The following is a 22,681-nucleotide window of genomic DNA, read 5'->3' on the forward strand; positions in this document are numbered from 1 at the left end:
TCACGAGTCGGCCTGCGGCGGTGGCTCGGCACCTGGCGGGTCGGGCGGTAGCCAACGCCGTTCGGCGGCGTCGAACCGGGCGAGCGGCTCGTCCCCACCATCGCGGTCGATCTTGTGCAGGCCGGCACCGTCGGGCACCACGAACGATTCCATCCGCGGCGGCCCGTCCCACCAGCCCTGCTCGGTGGCGTCGGCGGGTGGCCAGCGCAGCACCACCGCCCAGTCGTCGTCGGCCCGGAACGGCGACCCGTCCCCGAGCAGGTCGAGTCGCTCGTAGAGCCGTCGCGGCGTCTCCCGCCCGGTCCCCCACCAGCGGTGCACCAGGCCAGCGACCCGGTCGTACCCCTGGTCGAGATAGGACCGGACGTAGCGGTGCGGGACCACCACCTGCAGCATCGGCGGCGCCGCCGGGTCCGGTCCGGCGGCGGCCGGCTCGCCGTCGGTGCCAGCGCCCGGCGCGCCCGGCGCGAGTGTCGTCTCCGGCGGCCCGTCGGCGAGCAGCCGCTGGCGCTCCTCGTCGACCGCCTCGGTCAACGCGGTCCGCAACCCGTCCAGCCATCCGTGCAGCGCCTGAACGGACTCACCCGGGATGCTCGCGGCCAGCGGGGTTCCGGGGTTGAGCATCAGCTGCCAGCTCGGATCCGGCCACGCCCCCGCGAGCTGCACACTGCTGAGGACGACGAAGTCATGATCGCCGAGCACCTGCCGCAGCCGCTGCTCGGAGGTGAACACCGGCAGACTCGGCTCGCCGGCCGCGTCCGGCAGGCACCACCAGGGAAAATCCGGATCGGTGACGTCGCGCGAAGCGGAACCGTCCGGGGCCAGCGGGACCACCAGCTCCGAGCGCAGCAGCGCGGCTGTCAGCGCGTCCGGGTCCTGCCCGTCGATCGCCGCGCGCAGTTCCTCCTCGCCGGGCACCGGGCCGGTCGCCGCGCCGACCGTCGGGCCGGTCGCCGCGAGCCGGGCCAGTTCCGCGCCGGAGACCCGGGCACCGATCGGCAGACCCGGATCGACCGCCAACCACCACTGTGGGTCTTGCCACCAGGAAGCGAGGTCGGTGATGCTGACCAGCCGGTATTCGACCCGCTGCCCCGGCAGACAGGCCGCGATCGCCTCCGGCGAGGTGAACGCCAGCACATGGGTCTCGCCGTCGAGCCGCGCGGTAGGCCAGGCCGCCGGAGACACCCCGCCGTCGGTCTCCGGTGGCGGCACCGGGAGCAGCAGCGGACCCGAGGCCAGGGCGGTGAGGTACGCCTGCCGGTCGTCGCCGCAGGCCAGCATCGCCCGCTCCGGGTCGGTGACCGGCTGCCAGTGATCGGTCACCCGGATGCCGTCCTGGCCGGTCACCAGGTGCCGTCCGACGCGACACGGGCCGGCTGGACGCCGAGCACCAACGCGGTGATCGCCTGGTCCAGGTCGTCGCCGAAAAACCAGTCCCCGCCGTGGTCGAGAACGAAGACCCGCCCGGTGGCGTCGATCGCCAGGATGCCGGTGTCCGCGCCCTCCACCCCCAGTGGACTCAGCGGTACGCCCACCGCGTCGGCCAGCCCGGCCAAGGTGGCCACCGAATGGACCGCCCGAAACGGATCGAAGTCGACATCGCCGGGGGCGATCTGCTCGCCCTCGCCGGCGGGCCGCAGCCGCAGGCCACCGAACTCGGCGTACGCCCGGATCGCGGCCGGTCCCACCAGGTGGTGGCGGCCGTCCGCGCCGACGTACGCGGCGATCCGCACCGCCCAGTCCCGGCCCCGCTCGTCGTCGCGGTAGCCCGGATGCCACCCGGCGGCGACCAGGGCCTCGACGACTACTGTCGGAAAACGGTCGGTCATTCCAGCACCTCGACTCCGAACCACTCCAGCAGAGCGGCACAGGACCGGCACGGCACCAGCGCGGTGCCGTGGACCGGGTCGCCGGGCTCCCGGATCCGGGTGAGGCGCACTCGTGCTCCCCACAGTGCCGCGCGGGCGGCGGTGGGAGTGAGTGCGGCCGCGCCCCCGTCGGACTCGGCCGCGTACAGCCGATCGGACAGCAGCACCGGTTCGGCGCACCATCCGGTGAACCGCTCCCGCTGCCCGTTCGGCAGGTCGTCCAGGAACCGTGCCACCAGGGGATGCAACCGGGGCCGCTGATCGCCACGGACGGAGGTGTGGGTGTGGACCGTCCCCCCGATCAGCAACGCGCCCGCCGCCAGCGGCAGCATCCTGGCCTCGGTCACGCCCGCCCCCTCCAGGTCCGATGCCGACGGGGCAAGACTAGTCGGGCAGGCTCACACCGGTGGGCCGCTGCTGCACGTGACGTTGACGGTCTGGCTGTTTCGGGCACCACCGGCGTTTCCCGCGACCAGATGGATCGGATAGCTTTGACCGACGACGCACCCGAAGTACAGCGGGTTCGTCGACTCCGCCGGGAGGCCGGACACGAACCAGCCGGAGATGGTGACCGTACGCGAGACGGTCGCCGAACACCGGATCGAACTCGCGAACGATTCGCAGGAGATCGACGGCTGCTCGGGCGGGCTGGGGAACGGCGCGAGCCACGCCGTCCGCATGACGTTGGGCGAGCCAGGCCCTGGGTCGACGACCTGCCCCGTGGCGGCCCCTGCCATGACACCCGCCCGCACCTGGGCGGGGGTGGCGGTCCGATTGCTGGACAGATACATCGCGGCGAGCGCCGCGATGTGCGGCGCGGCCATCGAGGTGCCGCTGAGCGCCATGGTCGCGGTGGTGCTCGTGTGCCAGGCGGAGCGTACGGACACGCCTTGCGAGAAGATGTCGAGGCAGCTGCCGTAGTTGGAGAAGAACGCGCGCTGACCGTTGCCGTGCGTCGCGCCGACGGTGATGGCGGCGGGAACCCGGGCGGGCGACTGCGCGCACGCGTCGATGGCGTCGTTGCCGGCGGCGACGACGTAGGTGATGCCACTCGCGATCGAGTTCTGCACCGCCTGGTCGATGGCGGGGCTGGCAGGGCCGCCCAGGCTCATGTTGGCGATCGCCGGGCCGCTGCGATGGGCGGTCACCCAGTCGACACCGGCCACGACGCTGGCCGTGGTGCCGAAACCGGCACAGTCCAGGACCTTCACCGCCACCAGTTGAGTCCGGGAGGCACTCCGCCGCTCGCTGAAGTCGCCGCCGACGATGCCCGCGACGTGTGTCCCGTGGCCGTCACAGTCGGTGTTCGCGCCGCCGATGGTGTTGGTGCCCCAGATCGGCGTGGGACCGCCCAGTGCGGAATGGGTGGTCAGGATGCCGGTGTCGAGGACGTAGGTGGTCACCCCCAGACCCAACGGCGGCACCGGAAGACCGGGTCGGTTGGGGCCGGCCACCCCTCCCACAGCCGGCGTCAGCCGCTGCGGGCGGGGGCCCGAAGGACGGGAACGCCCTGAATCGACGCCACGGAAGCGTCGGTTCTGTTCCACGAACGCCACGTCCGGGTGCGCCGCGAGCTGGCGCGCCTGCCGCTCGTCCATCCTGGCGGCGAATCCGCGTACGGTGGATCGGAAGGTGTGGGAGATGGCGAGAGACGCCGAACGGGCCAGGTCGACCTTTCGCGAAGCTGACGGCTTGTAGACGACCAGGTAACTGTCGTCGATCGCGTCCGCCGCGCCGAGTCCGTGGATGGCACCGGTCAGCTCGGCCGCCGCGGGTCGCCCGACCGCGCCCACCAGACTGGCCGCGACGGCTCCCGCGAGGAGGACACTCAACGTACGTCTCATGCTGGATTTCCTTGTCGGTCGGTCCTGGACACGTTGATCGTTCCTGGACACGAAGACGCACGCGGATCCGGACGTCATCATCAGACGGGACCATACTGAACAGCGGCCCGGTACCGGTAGCGCCCCCGAGTCGGACACCCCAGCGCCGGCGTCGCGACGGCGTAGGCGTACGGGGATCCGCAGGCTGGTGACGCTGAGATATCGTCGGATTGTCCTGTCCCGCTGCCGTCCGAAGCCGGAGCCAATGACGCGCACCCTCTCGGTCTCACCGCAGCAGCCCGGCGCCTATCCGTCGATCGGTGACGCCCTGGCGACCGCGCCGGACGACGCCGTGGTCTCCGTCGCCCCCGGCACCTACTACGAGGCCCTGTTCGTCAACGACCGCCGGGTGACGATCGTGGCCGCCCAGGGGCAGGGAACGGTCACCGTGGACGCCTCCGGTGGCGCCTATCCGACCGTCTCCTGCACCGGCGGCCGGGTCGAATTGCGGGATCTGGTGCTGCGCTCCGCGGACGCGCCGACCGTGTCGGTGGATCGGGGCCGCCTGACCATGACCGGCTGCGAGGTGAGCGCCGGGTTCGGTGCCGCGATCAACGTGGGCGGCCGGTCGGAGTTCACCCTCGACCGGTGCCGGGTCACCGCCGGCCGGTACGGCCTGGTGGTCGAGGACGCCGACGGCACGGTCGACGGATGCGAGTTCACCGATCTGGCCGAAGACGGGATGATCGTCCGGATCGGCGCGGCGCCGACCATCCGGTCCACGACGATCACCCGGTGCGGCAACCGGGGCGTCTACGTCTACCAGTACGGCAAGCCGACTCTGGAGACGTGCGACATCTCCCAGACCGGCGGTGCCGGTGTGGCAGCCGCCCACCAGAGCGCCCCGGTGCTGCGACGCTGCCGGATCCGCGACACCCGTGGACCGGCGGTGTCGTTCGGGCGCGGCTGCCGGGGCAGCGTCGAGGAGTGCAGCACCGAGAACACCGCCGTACCGGCCATCGAGGTGGCCGAGGGCGCCGAGCCGACGATCGTCACCGGTACGGCCGGCAAGCGGGCCGTGTTCGGTACGGCGGCCGCCCAGGTCGGTGGCGAACAGGACACCGCCCGTGCCGAGGAGCTGCTGGCCGAACTGGACGCGATGGTCGGGTTGGAGTCCGTCAAGGACGAGGTCCGGGCGCTGATCGACGAGATCCAGGTCAACGAGTGGCGACGCAGCGCCGGGCTGCCGGTGAGCGCCGTCAGCCACCATCTGATCTTCGCTGGCGCGCCGGGCACCGGTAAGACGACCGTCGCCCGGATCTACGGCGAGTTGCTGGCGGCGCTCGGCGCGTTGCCGGGCGGGCCGTTCCGGGAGGTGTCCCGGCGGGATCTGGTCGGCCAATATCTCGGCCACACGGCGGAAAAGACGGCGGCGGTCTTCGAGCAGTCCCGGGGCGGTGTGCTGTTCATCGACGAGGCGTACACGCTGTCGCGGTCGTTCGGCAGCGGCGGCGACTTCGGCCAGGAGGCGATCGACACCCTGGTCAAGTTGATGGAGGACCACCGGGACGAGATCGCGGTGATCGCCGCCGGCTACACCGGGGAGATGTTGACCTTTCTGGACGCCAACCCCGGTCTGGCGTCCCGGTTCGCCAAGACGGTCGAGTTCGGCAACTATTCGCCGCGGCAACTGGTGGTGATCGTCGAGCGGATGGCGGCCGGCGACGAATACCTGCTGGCCGACGGGGTGGCCGACGTCCTGCTCGACCATTTCTCGCTGGTCGAGCGGGACCAGAACTTCGGCAACGCCCGCGAGGCGCGCAGGCTCTTCGAGGGGGTACGCAAGGCGCAGGCGCAGCGCCTGCGCCAGTCGGGCCGGCGGCCCAGCCTCGACGAGCTGCGTACGGTCGCGGTGGCCGATGTGCGCACGGCGGCCGGCCGATGAACGCGGAGACCGGCAGATGAGCCATGACCACTGAGCCTCAGCCGGGGACCGAACCGCACCGTCCGGCGGCCGAACCCTGGCAGCCGGGGCCGACGGCGCGGCCGGCCGCCGTTCCGGTGGCACCGCCGCCCACTGTGAGCACGACCGGTCCCGCGTTGCGCGCCACGGCGCGGCCGGTCTCCGGGCCGCCTGGCTGGTCGGCCGGCCAACCCACCTCCGGTGCGGTGGCGGGATCGGGCGCCGCCACGGCCAGCGGCAGTTCGGTGGTGGCGCGGGCAGCCGTACCGCCGCCGCCCGGCACCGCCGGCCCGGGATCCGCCGCCGGATTCGGCGGTGGTCTCGCCGCCACCGCCGCTGCCACCGGGGCGACCGGGGCGACCGGGACAGCAGCGGCGGCCGGCCGGATCCGACCTCGGCGACCCCGGCCGCACACCGGTCCGTTCACCCTGGGACAACTGGTCTGCTGGCAACTGGCGGCCGCCACGATCCTGGCCGCCGCCGGGCGGGGCACGATGACGCTACTGGTGACCGCGACGATCGCCGTCGCGGTGGTGGCACCGACGGTGATCCGGCTGCGCGGGCGATGGCTCTACCGGTGGATCGCGATCTGGCTGCGCTACCGGACACGGTCCCGACGGCTACCCGCCGGTGGCGGAAACCCGGCCGCCGACCTGCTGCGGTTCGTCGAGGACAGCGCCGAGTTGACCGACGTCGAGTTCGACGGGCGGCCGGCGGCGGCGATCAGCCATCGCGGTGGGCTGTGCGCGGTGTTCGAGCTGGACCCGTCCGACGGTTCGGTGTTCGTCGGGTCGGCGCTGCACCTGCCGTCACCGGCGGCGCTGCTGCCGGCCGCCGACCCGGCGGCGCATCCGGTCACGGTGCAACTGCTGGTACAGGTGACACCGGCACCGTGGGCGAGCACCGGGCGTGGGCTGGTGGAACGGTCGTACCGTGAGCTCACCGGCGGGGACGTTCCCACGCATCGACGCGCCTGGCTGGTGGTGCAGGCACCGCGTACGCCGGACGTGTACTCGGACGGGGCGTTGCGGCCGGTGCTGGCGTCGGCGCTGCGGCGGACCGGCCGGCAGTTGAAACAGGACCGGCTACCGGCCCGGACGCTGGGCCGCGACGAACTGCTCGCCGCGATCGGCTATCTCGCCCAGCTGCCGAGCGATCTTGCCGGTGCCAACCTGTACGGCACGGCCAGCAACCGTACGGCCGCTCAGGAGACCTGGCAGACCTGGTGGAGCGGCGAGACGCCCCAGGTGTGCCGGCGGTTGACCCGCTGGCCCGAGCTGCCGTGGCACCTCGACGACGTACTCCGGCAGCTGCCGATGGTCGCCACGGTGGTGTCGATCGCGGTGGCCAGGGAGTCGACCGGCCGGCCGACCACCGTCGCCGACGACGACGCGGAGATCATGGTCACCGCGGCCGTCCGGCTCAGCGCGCCGGACCTGGCGACGCTGGCGGCGGGCGACCGGGCGCTGACCGACACGATACGCGAACGTGGCGGGTCGGCGGAACGGATCGACGGGGAGCACAAGTACGGGCTCGCCCTCACGCTTCCCCTCGGGGGGTTTCCACGGTGACCGGCCCACTGTCCATGGTGGCGCGACCCGGGCTGCACGCCGGCGCTCCGGCGGCGGTCGGTGCGGTACGGCTACAGGCCGGCGGCGATGGTCTGGTGATGGGCCGCAACCGGCAGGGCGACCTGGTCGCCGTACGGTTGTTCCGCCCGGAGCCGACCAGGTTGCTGCTGTTCGGCGGGCTGCGCTGCGCGCAGCTACTGGCGCTGCGGGCGCTGGCGCTCGGCGCGCATCTGTTCGTCCAGAGCGCTCGTGAACCGGACTGGCACGGGTTTCTGCACCAGTGCGGCCTGGGTCGGAAGTCGGCGTCGTTCCTGCCGCCGGGGACGCAGCCGCCGGTGCCACGGTCACCGGCGCATCCGCAGTTGCTCCTGGTGGACACCGGTCCGTCGATGGGTCCGGCGCCGGACGGCGGGGTGCCGTGGCGGGCGACGCTGCGGGTCCGTAACGACCTGGGCAGTTGGGATCTCGATCCGCTGGTCCGCAGCGACCTGGTGATCTTTCAACGGTTGTCCGAGGCGGAGGCCACACTGGCCGCCACCACGTTGGGTTTCACCGAGGCGCAGAGTTGGCTGTCCCGGATCCACCCGGAGATGGTGGGGCTGGTCAGTCAGGGCAGGCTGCAGTGGGTGCTGCTGCAGCCGACCTCGATGGAGACCGCGCTGTTCGGCCCGGTCAGCCGGGCCTGACGACCCGGCGGCCCGGTCGGTCGGGCCTGACACCCCGACCGGCTGGTCAGCCGGACCGTAGTTCCGCCAGGTCGGTGGTGCCGCGCAGGAACAGCAGGCCGAATCCGGCGGTCGCGAGAGCGGCCAGCAGACCCACTCCGCCGAGTACGGCCAGATCGGCGAACGGGATCGGCACGCCGAGAGTCACCCCAGGTGTTTCGAGGATCCGGCCGTACTGCTCCCAGTCGGCTGCCGTCCGGCAGGCGTCCGCCGGTTCGCAGTAGCCCAGGCTGCGGGCGCCGGATGAGACCTCGGTGCCGAGGCCCCGGGCCATCGTCACCCCGGAAGCGAGCGCGAGCAGGCTCGCCGGGACCAGCGGGGCGAGGGCTTGGATCAGGATCGAGCGGGCCAGCACAGATCTCGGCACCCCGGTGGCGACCAGCGCGGCGTGCGCCCGGCGACGACTGACCACGCTCTCGGCGACCGCGACGGCGAGCCCACCGGCGGCGACGATCAGCCCGAGCAGCACCGCCAGCTGGACCAGGGTGACCGCGTTGAGATAGAAGTCGTACTCGGTCGGATAGTAGGGCTGGCCCGCCTGTTCGGCGAGTTGCCGGTCGGCCTGTTCCCAGGCGTCGAACTCGGTCGTCATGTAGGCGCCGTAGCCGGCCGTACCGGCCCCGAACAGGATGCAGACCAGCAGCCCGGCGAAGGTACGCGCACCGTGCCACGGGTCGGTGAGCAGCCGCCGGGCGGCCAGCAGGGTGGCGGGTCCTCGGCCGGCCCGCAGCAGTAGCCGTCCGGTGGCGTACGAGATCCAGCCGGTGCCGCCGGCGACTCCGATCGCGGTCGCCAGTGCTCCGGTGAAGGCGAGCACCGCGACGACCCAGAGCGGGATGCCCAGCTGCTGCCGGTGAATCCACTCGACGAGCGGCCGGATCAGGAAGCTGACCACCACGCCGCCGACGATCAGCAGGCCGGGCCAGATGCCGGGTCGGCGTTCCCGTACCCGCCGGTGCACACCGTACGGCGAGATGGTGACCTGCCGCAGCATCGCGGCGGCGACGACGGTGGCGAGCAGCGGGATGCCGGCGACGATGGCGAGCAGTGCCCAGACCGGGGGCAGCACGTCGGTGGGCAGCGGCAGCAGGCCGTTGGCGTCGGGCCGGTGCAGCAGTTCGCGCCCGATCAGGTATGCGGCGAGTCCGACCAGCGCGCCGATGCCGGCGGCCAGTCCGGTCTCGGTGGCGGCGATCGCCCGTACCTGGCCGGGGGTGCCGCCGGCCAGCCGGATGGCGGCCAGTCGGCTGTTGCGGGCCGGCGCACCGAGCCGGGCGCACTGTCCGGCCAGGGCGAGCACCGGGATCGCGAGCAGCAGCAGGGTGGCGGCCACTCCGGGGCGTAGGCCGGCTTCGGCGAGCAGCGCGGGCCCGTACTGCGGGGATCGGTTGTTGCGCTGGTCGACGACGGTGGGTACGGCGATGACGGTGGCGGCGGCGAGGAAGGCGAGCGTCGCCAGGGCCGCCGCGAATCCGGTCAGTGCGATCCGGGCGGTGTCGGTGCGGGTGCCGGCGCGGGCCAGCCGCAGCAGGGTGGCCGGGCGGATCACGAGCCGGCGACCAGGGTGACGGCCCGGCCGAGCCCGGCCGGGTCGATCTCGCCGTCGCGCAGGGTGATTTCCCGGTCGGCGTAACCGGCGACCCGGGCCTCGTGGGTGACCAGGACGACGGTCGTACGCTGCTCGCGGGCGAGCCGGACCAGTTGGGTGAGCACCTGTTCACCGGCGAGGGAGTCGAGTGCTCCGGTCGGTTCGTCGGCGAACAGCACCCGTGGTTCGGTGACCATGGCGCGGGCCATGGCGCAGCGCTGCTGCTGTCCGCCGGACATCGCCCCCGGTACGGTGTCGACCAGTTCGGCGACGCCGAGCCGGTCGAGCCAGGTGAGCGCCGCGGTCCGCGCCGCTCGCCGCCCCGTGCCGGCGAGGAGCAGCGGAAGCGCGACGTTCTCCCCGGCGGTCAGCTCGGGGACGAGTTGGCCGAACTGGAACAGCACCCCGAATTCGGTCCGCCGCAGCACCGCGCGCGCCGACTCCGACAGCAGGTCGACGCGCTGGTCGCGGTAGAGCACTTCGCCGGCGTCGGGGCGCAGGATGCCGGCGAGGCAGTGCAGCAGGGTGGACTTTCCGCAGCCGCTGGGTCCGGTGACCGCGACGATCTCGCCTTCGGCGACGTCGAGGGTGACGCCGCGCAGGGCGGGGGTGGATCCGTAGGAGCGGACGATGCCCCGGCCCTGGAGCAGTGGTGTGTTCACTGGTGTGCCTCCCGGTGCAGGTCGGCGACGCGGCCCACGGTGGTGTCCAGCCACCGCAGGTCGGCGTCGAGGTGGTTGATGGCGTAGTCGGCGGCGACGACCTCGCCGAGGGTGGCGTCGGGGGCGGTCTTGGCGCGGGTGAGTTCGCGCAGTCGTTCGGTGTGTGCCTGTCGTTGGGCGGTCAGGTAGCGGCGGGCCCGGTCGGCGTCGGCGGCGAGCAGCGCCACGGTCACCTTGGCCAGCAGGGTGCTGGTGACGTGCGGGGCCGGTGGTTCGACGGCGTCGAGCCACTGGTCGAGTGCGGCGCGGCCGGCGTCGGTGAGGGCGTACGAGGTGCGGTCCGGCCCGCCGGCGCGGTCGCGTTGCGCCTCGGTGACGAGGCCGTCGCGCTGGAGTCGGCCGAGGGTGGCGTAGACCTGGCCGAAGGCCAGCGGTTTGGCGCCGGGTAGTCGCTGGTCGTGGTCGCGTTTCAGCTCGTACCCGTGTCGGGCGCCCTGGGACAGCAGTCCGAGCAGGACGTGGGTGGTGGACACCTGGCAAACTATTCACCCAATGAATAGTCAAGTCAAGTCACCCGGCAAGGGCTCGCCACAGGAGACAGGTACAACCTCGGTGTATACACCTGGGGTAGAGTGGCCGGCATGTCGCTCGGTCAGACAGTCCTGGTCACGGCCGCGAGTCTGCCCGCGCTGTGGCGGCTGATGCGCGCCGACGGACTACGCACCGAGTGAGCATTCTCGGTCAGACGCCGGAGGGAAAGGTCTCCAGTTCGCGCAGGTCGACGTGCGGGGTGCGCAGTGGCCGTACCCCGCGACTGCGGGCGCACCACACGAACGCGTCGTACCGGTCGGCGAGCACGGTCGGCACGTAGTTGCCCCACCGCTCCCGCTGCGGCTGGTAGACCACCCCGATCGCCCGGTGGTCGAGCTCGTCGGTGAGCAGCTGCGCCCGGCTGTCGGGCGGGAACACGAACAAGGCCTGCGGCGGGACGGCCGCCGCCGCCAGTTCGGCCTCCAGGGAGCCGGGCCGGGCCGGCGGTACGGGCATCAGCCGCATCGGCGCTCCCCAGTGTCCGCCGGCCACCACGGTGCCCTGGTAGGTGCCGAAGCCGACCAGCACCACCTGCTCCGGCCCGTACCGCTCGCGGGCCAACTGGCCGATGTTGACCTCACCGAGGTCGACCATGTCGGTGGCCCGGGCGTCACCGACGTGGGTGTTGTGCGCCCAGACCACCGCCTTGGCGGCCGGACCGTAGTGGGTGAGGAGCCGGTCGAGGGTGTCGTCCATGTGCCGGTCGCGGACGTTCCAGGAGAGCCGGCCGCCCGCCGTCAGCGCCCGGTAGTAGCGTTCGGCACCCGCGACGACCTCGGCGTTCTGCCAGGCGGCGAAGCTGCCGGCCCCGTCGGCGGCGGCCTGCCGACGCAGCCGGACCAGCAGGTCGACCACCTCGGCCTCGCAGCCGGCCGGGACCAGCCGCAGCGCCGACGCGTAGTCCTGCGGGTCGGTTCCGTACGGTTCGAAGCAGCGGTACGCGGCCAACGCGGCCGGCACCTGGTCCGGGCGGTGTTCGCGCAGGAAGACCAGGATCTCCCGCAGCGACTCCCACAGGGAGTAGACGTCCAGGCCGTGGAAGCCGACCCGGGCGGACTCGCCGACCGAGTCGTTGTGCCGGCGCAGCCAGCGGCAGAAGTCGACCACCTCGTCGTTGGCCCACATCCAGGTCGGCCACCGCTCGAAGGTGTGCAGCGCCTCGCCGGGGTCGGACGGGGCGTCGGAGCGGCCCCGTACGCTGCGGTCCACCCGGTCGCAGTCGGGCCAGTCGCCCTCGACCGCGACCAGCGAGAAGCCGCGTTCGACGATCAGCCGACGGGTGATCGCCGCCCGCCACGCGTAGAACTCGTGCGTGCCGTGGCTGGCCTCGCCGAGCATCACCACCCGGGCGTCACCGACCCGGTCGATCAGTGGGTCGAGGTCGTCGGGACTGGTCAGCGGGGTCGCCAGGTCGGCGACGTCAGCGGCGTAGCGGGCCACCGGGCCGGCGTACCCGCCGACCGAGATACGAAACGCCGACCGGTGCGGTCACCGCGCGGCGGGGCCAGGGGTGCCAGCGGGGTCAGCGGACGCCAGGTCGGCGAGCCGGTGCGTGATCGGCCGGGTAGCCGGATACAGCTCCCGGTACGCCCAGTAGTACTGCTGGTAGCGGGCCACGGTACCGGGGTCGGGGTGAACCTCGCCGGCCCATCTGGTCCAGTCGTCGGCAGCGGTGGTCAGTCCGACGCCGACTCCGGCCAGGAACGCGTCGCCGTAGCTCGCGCCGATGGTCTGCCGAGGGATCGACTGGGTGCGTCCGGTGACGTCGGAGACGATCTGTGTCCACAGGCTGCGGGCACCACCTCCGACGGCGATCACCCGCCGCGCGGGCTCGGTCGCCTCGGCCATCGTCGCCAGGTTGTGTCGGACGCCGTACGCGGTGGCTTCCAGCAGCGCCCGGTACAGATGGCCGCGACCGTGGTCGAGAGTCAGTCCGGCGATCACTCCCCGCGCCCGGTCGTCGAAGATCGGCGTCCGTTCACCGGCGAAGTACGGCAGGACGAGGAGCCCGTCCGAGCCGGCCGGCACCGCTGCGGCCTGCGCGGTGAGCTGCGCGTACTCCGGTCCACCGGTCAGGTCCCGCAACCACTCGACGGCCGCGCCGGAGGTGGCCATGCCGGCGGCCAGGCAGTGACTGCCCGGCAGTACGCCGGTGGTGGCCCACAGACCCGAATGGCGGACCGGCCGGTCGACGACCCGGATCAGGAACATCGTGGTGCCGTACATCAGCATCAGGTCCCCGGGTCGGGTGGCACCGACGCTGACCGCTTCGGCCCAGGCGTCGATGGTGCCGGCCGTCACCGGGGTGCCGGCCGGCAGCCCCGTTTCCGCCGCCGCCGCGTCACTGACCCGGCCGACCACGTCGGTGGGCCAGGACAGCCGGGGCAGGCGCAGTCCGGGGGCGATCTCGTCGGCCAGGTCGGTGGCCCAGCCGCCGCGATCGATGTCGTAGAGCGGATCGCACTGACTGGCCGAGTGGTGGTCGAGGACGTATTCGCCGGTGAGTCGGTGCACCAGCAACGAGCTGGCCATCATGAATCGCTGGGTCCGCTGCCAGACCTGCGGTTCGTGTCGGCGTAGCCACAGCAGCTTGGGGCCGATCGCCTGGCTGGTCAGCGGGCTGCCGCCGCGCGCCAGCAGGACTTCCGGCCCGTACGCCTGGTTGAGTTCGGCGATTTCGGCGGTGGCCCGGGTGTCGACGCCGTAGAGGATGGCCGGCCGTAGTGGGTCGCCGGCTGCGGTTGTGGGTAGCAGGCACGGGCCGATGCCGCTGACCGCCACGCCGGCGACCGCGCCCGACGGGGCACCGGCCAGCAGTTCCCGGGTGACCGAGACGAACTCGTCCCACCAGATTCGGTCCGGGTCGTGTTCGACCCAGCCAGGTCTGGGCCGGGACACCCCGTGGGGTCGGACGGCGGTCTGTAGCACTTTCCCGTCCGGGGTGGTCAGCGCGCCCTTTGTGGACGACGTCCCGACGTCCACCCCGAGCAGGTACGGGCCGGCGGGGTCAGCGGCCATCGGCAGGTCCGGCGTCGCTGTGCCGCGCGTCGCGCGGGTGCGCGTCGCGCGGGTGCGCGTCGCAGCCGTGCAGCTGGATCTGCGGCAATCCGGTGACGTCCTCGTCGTGCTCGCGGTCGATCCGGATGTCGGCGAGTTCCTGCAGGAAGACCTCGCCCTGGCTCCAGATGGTGGCGCGGAAGACGTGCCCGCCGCGGACGTTGCCGCCGGCCTCGGAGAACAGCGCGTGGCAGTGGGCCCAGAGTTCGCCGTCGAGCCGGCACACGTTGCCCTGCACCGAGAGGATCTCCATCGGGCGTTGCAGCACCACGGTGTCGATCTCGTCGGCGAATTCGTGCTCCTGGCGGATCGGCAGGGTGGTGATGTCCCGGGGGTTACGCAGATAGACCTCGCTTATCGTGCCGATGACCGACAGGATCACGGCCGTCTCCACGCCGTGGTCCCGGCAGGCTTGCTCGATCGCGTCGGTGAGCTGGGTACCGGGCGCGAGGCTGACCGCGATCACCCGACCGTTGTGTCCGGCTCGACTGGTCATCTCCGGGTTGTCGACAACCTTGCTGGTGCCGGCGGTGACGGTACTGGTCATGATCGGTTCCTCCACAGTGGTTGTCGGGTCACTTGACGCTGCCCATGGTCATTCCGGTGACGATGTGGCGCTGCGCGAAGAGGGTCAGGATCAGGACGGGGATCATGATGATGGTGGCGTACGCCATCATCGGCCCCCAGTCCAGCGACGCCTCGTGCACGAAGTTGAAGACGGCGACCGGCAGCGTGCGGCTGTCTCCGTCGGAGAGCACCAGGGCCATCTTGAAGTCGTTCCAGGAGAAGATGAAGGCGAGGATGCCGGCGGTGAGCATGCCCGGCCGGGTCAGTGGCAGGGCGATCCGCCAGAAGGTCTCCAGCCGGCCGCAGCCGTCGACCTCGGCGGCGTCGTAGATCTCGGCGGGCAGACCCGCGAAGAAGTTGACCATGATGAAGACGGTCAGCGGGAACGTGATGATGACGTGGGAGAGGATCAACGCCGGATAGCTGCCGACCATCCGCAACGCGGTGAACGCGACAAAGAACGGCACCAGGTACGCCACCCCGGGCAGCAGCCGGGCGGTCAGCAGCGACAACGACAGTCGGCTCTGCCGGTAGCGAGCGATGCTGTACGCGGCGGGCAGCCCGATCGCCAGGCCGAACAGGCTCGACGCGGTGGCGACCAGCAGGCTGTTCATCATGTATCGGGTGAACGGGGTCTGCTCCAGCGCGCTGCGGTAGTTGTCCAGGGTCGGCGAGAAGCTCACCCACTGCGGCGGGATCGTGTAGATGTCGACCTGTTGTTTGAAGGACGAGGTGACCATCCAGAAGAACACGAACGCCGCCGGTGCCAGCGCGACGACCAGCGTCGCCCAGAAGGCGAGCCGTCGCAGGATCCTCCCGACGTCACGCGCACTGCCTCGGCCGACGCCGCGCGCCCTGCCTCGGCCGGCGTCACGTCGGGGAATTCGACCGACGCGGCGCGGCACGGTGGTCATGCTCATGGCCGGCTCATTTCTCCTCGGTACGGGCACGGACGTAGGTGAAGGCGATCGCGACGCCGAAGACCAGCAGGGTCAGGAAGACCAGCAGTGCCGATCCGTAGCCGAAGTGCAGGTAAGACAGGCCTTGCTTGAACGCGTACAGGTTGAGGGTTTCTGATGCCTGTCCGGGTCCCCCGTCGGTGATCACCTTGATGATGTCGAAGGTCTTGATCGCGTCGATGAGCCGGAAGAGCACCGCGACCAGGATCACCGGCCGCAACAGCGGCAGGGTGACGCTGAAGAAGGTCCGGATCGGTCCCGCTCCGTCGACCTTGGCGGCCTCGAACGGTTCCTGCGGTAGCGCGGCCAGCCCGGCCAGCACGATCAGCATGACCAGCGGCGTCCACATCCAGGTATCCACGATGGCCAGTGCCGGGATGACCAGGTTGGCGTCGGAGGTCCACAGCAGGGTCGGTCCGCCGAAGCTCTGCACCAGGTAGTTGAAGACCCCGATGGTCGGGTCGTACATCATCTTCCAGACCAGGGCGACCGCGGCCGGCGTGGCGATCATCGGGAACATGAAGAACGTGCGGGCGATCCCTCGCCCCGGGAACCGGCGGTGGAACAGCAGCGCCGCGCCGACCCCGATCACGACCTGCAGGCCGACGGAGAGGATCACGAAGTACGCCGTACGCCACAGGCTGCCCCAGAACTGTCTGGCGGTGAGCGCCTCGGTGAAGTTGTCCAGGCCGATCCACTCCGGTGGACGCAGTCCACCCGACCACTGGTGAAAACTCAGGTAGATCGTGTAGACGATCGGGAAGGCGAGCATCGCGACCACGACGACGACTGCCGGTGCCGGCAGGATGTACCGGTCGTACCGGTCCATCCAGTCGAGCAGCGGCCGGCGTCGCGGTGGCATCGATCCGGATCCAGCCGGCGGGGTCTGCGGGGCCGGTGGGGTCGGCGGGGCCGGTGGGGTCGGCGGGGCCGGTGGGGTCGGTGGGGTCGGTGGCGCCGGTGGTGTTTCGGTGAGCTGGGACATCACAGGGTCCTCTCCCGCGCGGGGGCCGGTGACCGGGGTCGGGTGTCCGGACGGGACGCCGTCCCACCCCGGTCACCGGCCGCGCGAGTCAGCTATCGCATGGCGTCCAGGAGTCCCTGGAGCTGTTCGTTCTGCTGGTCGGCGACCTGTCGCAGCTGGTCACCGGTCTGGCCTTCGAGGGCCCGGTGAGCCACCAGCCCGGCGATCTCCCGTGCCTCGACGCCGGGGGTGACCGGCGGGTTCATCTGTGCCCGCGCGTTCTCGGTGCTGTCCAGCACGACCTCGCTGAACTCCGGTGTCGGGTCGCCGGCGGCGAACTCGGGCGACTCCCAGGCCGACGCCCGCGGGCTCGGCCAGCCGGTCAGCTTCAGATCCAGGTTCATCTGCTTGCTGGTGGCCCACTGGATGAAGTACCAGGCGGCGTCGCGCTGCTCGGAGAACGGGTTGATCGCGTATCCCCAGCCGCCGATGAACGGTGCCGGGTCGCAGTCGGCGCGCGGCACCGTGGTGTATCCGACGTTGCCGGCGACCCGCGAGCGGCTCGGGTCCTCCAATTCGCTGACGAACAGGTTGACGTCGAGGAAGGCGAAGACGTTGCCCTGCGCGAACTGCTGCGACGGCACCGGCCAGTCGAATCCGGCGATGCCGGGCGGGCCGTAGTTGTAGCCGAGCTGCCCGTACACCTCGTACGCTTCGAGCGCTTCGGGCGAGTTGATCACTGCCTGGCCGTCGTCGCCGACCCACTGACCGCAATGCGCGTAGAGGAACGACGAGAACGGCGTGGTGGTCTGGTACGGGATGCCGCGTAGCGCGAAGCCGTACAGCCGGTTGTCCGGATCGTGAACGGCCTGCGCCGCCGCCGCCCATTCCTCGAACGTGGTCGGCACCGGCAGACCAGCCTGTTCCAGCAGGTCCTTACGGTAGTAGACCAGGTCGGTCTGCATCTCCCACAGAACGGTGACGGTCTGGTCGTCGACCTTCATCGCTTCCCGGACACCGGTCCGGAAGTCCTCGAAGTCGTATTCGGGGTCGGTGACGCCCGGGTTGTCGATGTACGGGCCGAGGTCGGTGTACCAGCCGTTGCTGGCGAACTGGAGCCCGTCGACCTCCGGGAAGGTGGCCATCACGTCGAAGTCGCTGGCCCGAGAGGTGAGCCGGACTGGCAGGTTCTGCCGGTAGCTGGTCACGTCGGCGGACTCGATGTCCACGGTGATTCCGGTCAGCTCGGTGAACTCGTCGAGGTTGTCGCGCAACGCCTCCACCTGTCCGGTGTCGGCGAGGTAGACCTTGAGGGAGGTCCCGTCGTACCGCTTCCAGTCGAAGGTGTCGCCGTCGAATTCGGGGCCGTCGCCGCCGCCGGTGGAACCACAGGCGGTGACGGCGAGCATGGCGGTCAGGCCGATCGCAAGCGCCCGTACGGCCGGACGCGCGGTGAGCAACATGTCTGATGTCTCCTAACGCGGGAATGTTCTCGCGGGTGCGCCGTCGTCGCGTTCCTGCACGATTTCCTGCGCGACGACGGTGCAGGGCACCTCGCCCACCCCGTGGACGTTGAGGGGGGCGATGGTGAGCCGAACCCGGTCGGCCGGTAGGCCGCCGCATCCGACCAGGCCGACCACGGTCCAGATCCGCGAAGTAAGGGCCAGCGTGGCCGCCCAGTCGCGGCGGACCCGGTCCGGCCGGTAGTGCTCCAGGTAGGTTCGGGCGGCGTCGGAGGGAAATGGTGGACGCAACCACGGGACGAGATCGGTCCACTCGGATCGGGCGTGCGCCCCGCCCGGGGAATCGAGATAGGCGCAATCGGTCAACAGCACATCGCTGTCGAGCTCGGCGAGCAGGTCGGCCAGGGTTTCGGCGGCCGGCTCGGTCAGGTGTGGGGTGTCCAGGTAGTAGTGCGGATCGTCGCGCCAGCGGTCGGTGTCGCCCCAGCCGGTGACCAGCAGGACGGCGTCTCCCTTCGCCGGGGTGGCGGCAGCGAAGGCGGCGCGCAGCAGGTCCGGGTCGATGGCGCCGACCGAACCGGACGGCTCGCGCGGTCCGACCCGTACGACGCTGGCGTCGCGGTTGACCATCCGATCGGGGGCGAGTCGCTCGGTGGTCGCTCCGCCCGGCGTACCGAGGCCGGGTCCGAGCAGGCGGGTCGCGGATCCGCTGCCCATGGTGATGTGGAACAGGTTCGCGCCGTTGGCCGTGAGCGTCACGATGTCCTCGGTGCGGTAAGGCGCTTCCCACGGAAGCAGGGCACCGGCCGGCGTATCGGAGGTGATCGGCCTGGTCAGGTTGATGGTGGTGGGGTGGCTCACCGGATCTCCTCCACGGTGTCGTCGGTCGCCCACACGGTGCAGGGGGCACCGTGCGCGCCGGCCAGAAACAGCGGCAGTACGGTGACCGTGATCCGTTTGCCACGCAGTGCTCCGCAGTTCGCCAACGCGGCCACCGGTGAGGTGGCGGCGTGCAGCACCACTGACGAGGCCCAGTCCGGGGCACCTCCACCGGCTCCCCGTTGCGGCGTGTAGTGACGCAGGTAGATCCGGGCCTGCTGGGAGGGGAACGGCGGCCGGTCCCACGGCTGGCGCGACGACCACTCGGGATACATGTACGCCTCGCCGAGGTTGCCGATGTAGGCGCAGTCGGTCAGCATCAGGTCGCTGTTCTTCTCCTTGAGCAGGGTGGCGAGGCGTTCCGCGCCGGCCAGTGAGAAGTGCGGCGAGGTGCTGGCGTACTCGTCGCCGAGCGTGCGGTAACGCTGGTCGTCCCCCCAGCCGGTACGGAGCAGCACGGCGTCGCCGTCGCGGTAGTCGGGGTCGTCGGCGAGTCGGTCGATGTCAGCGGCGTCGATCTCCGCGCCAGCCTCCTTGGGTACGTCGAAGACGACGGTGGGCCGGTTGACCAGTGGGCCGTAGTCGAGTTCGTCGACGCGGGGCGCGGTGTCGTCGTAGCAGGCACCGAGCATCAGCCGGGTGCCGGCCTCGCTGTGGAAGCTCATCTGATGCACGCTCACGCCGTGCCGTCGGTGGGTCAGGGTGGGGGTCAGTTGAAACGGTGAGTCCCAGGCCCAGACGTTTCCGACCGGCATGAACGGATACAGCGGCAGGGTGAGGTTGACGACCGTCATCGGTCACTCCTTCGAGGGGCGGGGACGTCGTCGGCACCGGATGAGGCGGCACCGGATGAGGCGGCGCCGGTTGACGCGGTACCGCTCGACGCGACGCCCTCGGTGTCCGGGAAGCAGAGCCGGGGCTGAGCCGCGGCCCATTGCCGACGCTGGTCGGCGAGCACCCCGCCGACCAGGTAGACGTGCTCGATCACCTGCTCGGAGATGGCGCGGGCGTCGCCGCCGCGCACGACGTCGAGAAGCACTCGGTGGGTGTCGGCGATGTCCTGGGTGCCGAGGGAGGGACCGACCATGTTGAGCCAGAGTCGGAAGAGGACGTGCTGTTCGTCCCAGAGCTTGCGCACCCGGGGGAGTTCGCAGACCAGGCACAGGGTGCGGTGGAACGCGTAGTCGAGCTGGGCGATCCGCCGGGTGTCGCCGGCCAGACTCGCCTCGTGCATCTCGGCGATGATCTGGTCGAGTTCCGCGAGGTGCTCGTCGCGTAGCAGCGGTGCGGCCTGTTGGTAGGCCAGTGTTTCCAGCACTGCCCGGATCATGTGCAGTTCCTGCACGTCGGATTCGGTCAGTTGGACGACCCGGGTGGTTCGGGTGGACTCCTCGACCAGCAGCCCGTCGCGTTTGAGCAGCCAGATCGCTTCGCGCAGCGGTGCCCGGCTGACGCCCAGTTGGCGAGAGAGAGACTCTTCCACGATCCGGGTGCCGGGGCTGAGCGTGCCGTCGAGGATGGCGGTGCGCAGGACGTCGTAGGTCGACTCGCTGAGTACGACCTTCTGCGGTACTCGAAGCTGGGTGGTCATGGTGCCTGCTTCGACGTTGCCGGTCATCAGGTGCCCTTCTCGATGTGCCCCGTGCTGCGGTGATCCAGCGGCGGGTTGGTCGGTGCAACAACGCTCCCACCAGGGCTTTTACGTTATCGTCGACGGTGTACGGTAGACGGAAACGTAGCCGTAACAATCGGGGATTGTCAAGAGTCAGCAGCTCAGGACGGCGATAACGGTCGCGTAACGCCGCCGTGCCGGTTTCCTGATCGGTACGACTGGCCGTCGCGGACTAGGCTGACTGAGCATGGAGGAGCAGTCGCCGGACGCCCAGCCCGCAGGCGCGGACGCCCAGCCCGCAGGCGCGGACGCCCCGCCGAAGGGCCGGCGCGCCCCACGTGCCCGCACGCCCAAGCCCGACTTCACGCCGCCGGTGGTCGATCCGGCGGAGCAGTCGACCGCCGGCGACAAACCGGACTCCGGCGCGCGACCGCCGTCCCGGCCGGCGCGTCCCCGCCGGGCTCCCGCGACGATCGCTCCGGTCCTGTTCCAGCCACCGACCGCACCGCCGCTGGCGACTCCCCCGGCTGCGCAGCCGCTGGCGACTCCCCCGGCTGCGCAGCCGCCAGCGCCGGAGTCCGTACCGGAGAAGGCCCCGGCCAGAAAGACGACAGCCAAGAAGAGCCCGGTCAAGAAGGCCCCGGTCAAGAAGGCCCCGGCCAAGAAGGCGGCACCGAAGAAAGCGGTACCCAGGAAGACCGCGGCCAAGAAGCCGGAACCCGAGGCTGCGGCCACGACGGCCCCACCCGCCGCCAACGAATCGACAGAGGCACCGCTCGTCAGCCAGCCGCCGCAACCGATCAGCGAGCCGACGCCGTCCGCGAGTGAGCCGCCGATCGCACCGGCCAGCGTCCCGCACCGGACCTTCGTACGGCTGATGGCCCGCCCCGACCACGCCCCGGAACTGCTGGCGCTCGCCGCCGTCGACGCGATCGGCCCGGCGGCCAAGGAGTGGGCGGCCAGGTTGCGACACGAGTATCCGGCCGCGACCGATGACGCGCTGGCGCGCTTGGCGGTCCGCCGGTTCGTCCGGCTCGGTGGCCTCGGGGCGGCGGCGGCCACCGGTGCCGGTCTGCTCGCCCCGGTGGTTGAACTGGCCGCTGTCGGCTGGACCGAGGCCGCCCTGGTGTTGCACGTAGCGGCGGCCTACCAGATGGATCCGACCGAGCCCGAGCGGGCGGTGGAGTTGCTGGTCCTGGCCCTGATCCACCCGGACGACGAGTCGGCTCGGGCAGCGGTGGACCGAGCCAGCCGCACCGTACCCGACTCGGCGGATCTCGCCGTACGGCTGGTCGACGCCGCGCAGCGGATCGTGCAGACGGTGGCCGGTCCGGCCGGGCTGTCCGGCGGGTGGGCGCTGGTGCGCGCCGCCGCCCGGCTGCTGCCCGGGGCGCGGGTGTTGGCCGCTTCGGCCGGTGACATGATGCTGCTGGAACGGCTGGCCGCGCGGGCCACCGCCCACTACCGGCAGGCGGGTACGGCGACCAGCACGCCGGCGGCGGTCACAGCCAGTTGAACCATTCCCGGGGCAGCAGCGCGTAGCCGACGAAGGCCACCACGTCGAGCAGGGTGTGCGCGATGATCAACGGCATCACCCGGCGGGTACGCAGGAAGAACAGCGACAGCACCACGCCCATGACCACGTTGCCGACGAACGCGCCAAGGCCCTGGTAGAGGTGGTAGGTGCCGCGAAGCAGGCAGCTGGTCGCGATCACGGCGCCGATCCGCCAGCCGAGTTGGCGCAGCCGGGTCATCAGATAGCCGACGATGATCACTTCTTCCAGGATGGCGTTCTGGGCGGCGGCGAGGATCAGCACCGGGACGGTCCACCACAGGTCCGGTAGGGCGGCCGGCACCAGGCTGGCGTTGACCCCGAGCGCCGCCGCCGCCCAGAACAGGCCGATCCCCGGCAGTCCGATCCCGGCGGCCAGGGCGGCTCCCCAGGCGACGTCCCACCATGGTCGCCGGGTGTCGAGGCCGAGTCGCGCCCGGGCGTCGCCGGAGTCGCGGTTGAGCAGGTGGATCGCCAACAGCACCGGCACCAGGGCGAAGAAGATGCCGAGCAGCTGGTAGGTCAGGTCCAGCCAGGGACGTGCCGACACCGAGGCGTTCATGGTGGCGGTCTGCTGCGACAGCGGCCGGTCGGCGGTGAGTCGGGCGGTGATGGTGACCAGGGCGTAGATCGCGGACTGGCCCAGCGAGACGCCGAGGACCAGCAGGATCTCCGTACGCAGGACGCGCGGCGCGGGCAGCGGTGCCGCAGGCGTCGGCGGCGGCGCTGGCGGGGTGCCGGCGGGCGGTGCTGCCCCGGCGAGATCGACCGTCACCGGATCACTCTGCCTCAGTCGGGGAGGGAGCAGCAATATCGCACAAATTGTGCGCCGGACCA

Annotated in this window: 21 protein-coding genes; 4 read left to right on the forward strand and 17 right to left on the reverse strand. The window is 71.3% G+C overall.

Annotated elements, in window-relative coordinates:
- From O7632_RS01295 to O7632_RS01310, 4 genes are read right to left on the reverse strand one after another with little or no spacing between them, the layout of a single operon-like run.
- Complete coding sequence (locus O7632_RS01295) at positions 1-1,347, reverse strand: SseB family protein (protein ID WP_278110704.1); 1,347 nt, start codon at positions 1,345-1,347, stop codon at positions 1-3.
- The gene (locus O7632_RS01300; protein WP_278110705.1) at positions 1,344-1,829 is read right to left on the reverse strand and encodes an SUKH-3 domain-containing protein; all 486 of its coding nucleotides are present in this window, start codon (positions 1,827-1,829) and stop codon (positions 1,344-1,346) included. Before O7632_RS01300 ends, O7632_RS01295 begins: the two co-directional genes overlap by 4 nt.
- A complete protein-coding gene (locus O7632_RS01305) occupies positions 1,826-2,215 on the reverse strand; it encodes a YwqJ-related putative deaminase (protein ID WP_278110706.1) in 390 nt (129 codons plus the stop codon). Before O7632_RS01305 ends, O7632_RS01300 begins: the two co-directional genes overlap by 4 nt.
- A gap of 51 nt (positions 2,216-2,266) precedes the next feature.
- The gene (locus O7632_RS01310; protein ID WP_278110708.1) at positions 2,267-3,712 is read right to left on the reverse strand and encodes a S8 family peptidase; all 1,446 of its coding nucleotides are present in this window, start codon (positions 3,710-3,712) and stop codon (positions 2,267-2,269) included.
- 244 nt (positions 3,713-3,956) lie between these two features.
- Between O7632_RS01310 and O7632_RS01315 the strand changes: the two genes are divergently transcribed.
- The 3 genes from O7632_RS01315 to O7632_RS01325 all read left to right on the forward strand — a co-directional run bounded on the left by O7632_RS01315 (position 3,957) and on the right by O7632_RS01325 (position 7,911).
- Positions 3,957-5,636 (forward strand): right-handed parallel beta-helix repeat-containing protein, encoded by a 1,680-nt coding sequence (locus tag O7632_RS01315; protein ID WP_278110710.1) that lies wholly within the window; start codon positions 3,957-3,959, stop codon positions 5,634-5,636.
- 134 nt (positions 5,637-5,770) lie between these two features.
- Positions 5,771-7,225, forward strand: coding sequence for a type VII secretion protein EccE (eccE, locus tag O7632_RS01320; protein ID WP_278110712.1), 1,455 nt, complete (start codon positions 5,771-5,773; stop codon positions 7,223-7,225).
- Positions 7,222-7,911, forward strand: a complete 690-nt coding sequence (locus tag O7632_RS01325; protein WP_278110714.1) for a hypothetical protein — start codon at positions 7,222-7,224, stop codon at positions 7,909-7,911. Before eccE ends, O7632_RS01325 begins: the two co-directional genes overlap by 4 nt.
- A gap of 46 nt (positions 7,912-7,957) precedes the next feature.
- Here the strand turns inward: O7632_RS01325 and O7632_RS01330 are convergent, their stop codons facing one another.
- From O7632_RS01330 to O7632_RS01385, 12 genes are all read right to left on the reverse strand, one after another.
- Positions 7,958-9,499 (reverse strand): FtsX-like permease family protein, encoded by a 1,542-nt coding sequence (locus tag O7632_RS01330; RefSeq protein ID WP_278110716.1) that lies wholly within the window; start codon positions 9,497-9,499, stop codon positions 7,958-7,960.
- Positions 9,496-10,200: an ABC transporter ATP-binding protein gene (locus tag O7632_RS01335; protein ID WP_278110718.1), complete on the reverse strand. Its 705-nt coding sequence runs from the start codon at positions 10,198-10,200 to the stop codon at positions 9,496-9,498. Before O7632_RS01335 ends, O7632_RS01330 begins: the two co-directional genes overlap by 4 nt.
- Positions 10,197-10,733, reverse strand: coding sequence for a PadR family transcriptional regulator (locus tag O7632_RS01340; protein WP_278110719.1), 537 nt, complete (start codon positions 10,731-10,733; stop codon positions 10,197-10,199). The genes O7632_RS01335 and O7632_RS01340 overlap by 4 nt, the downstream gene beginning before the upstream one ends.
- A gap of 208 nt (positions 10,734-10,941) precedes the next feature.
- Positions 10,942-12,129, reverse strand: coding sequence for an erythromycin esterase family protein (locus O7632_RS01345; RefSeq protein ID WP_278119756.1), 1,188 nt, complete (start codon positions 12,127-12,129; stop codon positions 10,942-10,944).
- A 150-nt stretch (positions 12,130-12,279) separates the two neighbouring features.
- Positions 12,280-13,809, reverse strand: a complete 1,530-nt coding sequence (locus O7632_RS01350; protein WP_278110720.1) for an FGGY-family carbohydrate kinase — start codon at positions 13,807-13,809, stop codon at positions 12,280-12,282.
- Positions 13,799-14,395: a PPC domain-containing DNA-binding protein gene (locus O7632_RS01355; protein WP_278110721.1), complete on the reverse strand. Its 597-nt coding sequence runs from the start codon at positions 14,393-14,395 to the stop codon at positions 13,799-13,801. Before O7632_RS01355 ends, O7632_RS01350 begins: the two co-directional genes overlap by 11 nt.
- 28 nt (positions 14,396-14,423) lie before the next feature.
- Positions 14,424-15,335, reverse strand: coding sequence for a carbohydrate ABC transporter permease (locus tag O7632_RS01360; RefSeq protein WP_278110722.1), 912 nt, complete (start codon positions 15,333-15,335; stop codon positions 14,424-14,426).
- A gap of 7 nt (positions 15,336-15,342) precedes the next feature.
- Entirely contained in the window at positions 15,343-16,359 is a 1,017-nt protein-coding gene (locus O7632_RS01365) for a sugar ABC transporter permease (RefSeq protein ID WP_278110724.1), read from the reverse strand.
- A gap of 92 nt (positions 16,360-16,451) precedes the next feature.
- Entirely contained in the window at positions 16,452-17,801 is a 1,350-nt protein-coding gene (locus O7632_RS01370; protein ID WP_278110726.1) for a sugar ABC transporter substrate-binding protein, read from the reverse strand.
- Positions 17,802-17,813: 12 nt separating this feature from the next.
- Complete coding sequence (locus tag O7632_RS01375; protein ID WP_278110727.1) at positions 17,814-18,662, reverse strand: cyclase family protein; 849 nt, start codon at positions 18,660-18,662, stop codon at positions 17,814-17,816.
- The gene (locus O7632_RS01380) at positions 18,659-19,474 is read right to left on the reverse strand and encodes a cyclase family protein (RefSeq protein WP_278110729.1); all 816 of its coding nucleotides are present in this window, start codon (positions 19,472-19,474) and stop codon (positions 18,659-18,661) included. The genes O7632_RS01375 and O7632_RS01380 overlap by 4 nt, the downstream gene beginning before the upstream one ends.
- Positions 19,471-20,271, reverse strand: a complete 801-nt coding sequence (locus tag O7632_RS01385) for a GntR family transcriptional regulator (RefSeq protein ID WP_278110731.1) — start codon at positions 20,269-20,271, stop codon at positions 19,471-19,473. Before O7632_RS01385 ends, O7632_RS01380 begins: the two co-directional genes overlap by 4 nt.
- 268 nt (positions 20,272-20,539) lie before the next feature.
- On the opposite strand from O7632_RS01385, the gene O7632_RS01390 reads away from it, so the two are divergent.
- On the forward strand, positions 20,540-21,808 hold the full coding sequence (locus tag O7632_RS01390) for a hypothetical protein (RefSeq protein ID WP_278110732.1): 1,269 nt from the start codon (positions 20,540-20,542) through the stop codon (positions 21,806-21,808).
- Here O7632_RS01390 and O7632_RS01395 read toward each other — a convergent pair.
- Complete coding sequence (locus O7632_RS01395) at positions 21,795-22,544, reverse strand: CPBP family intramembrane glutamic endopeptidase (protein WP_278119758.1); 750 nt, start codon at positions 22,542-22,544, stop codon at positions 21,795-21,797. The genes O7632_RS01390 and O7632_RS01395 overlap by 14 nt on opposite strands.
- Positions 22,545-22,681 lie beyond the last annotated feature (137 nt).

Origin of the sequence: Solwaraspora sp. WMMD406, assembly GCF_029626025.1 — a bacterium.
Lineage (GTDB): Bacteria > Actinomycetota > Actinomycetes > Mycobacteriales > Micromonosporaceae > Micromonospora_E.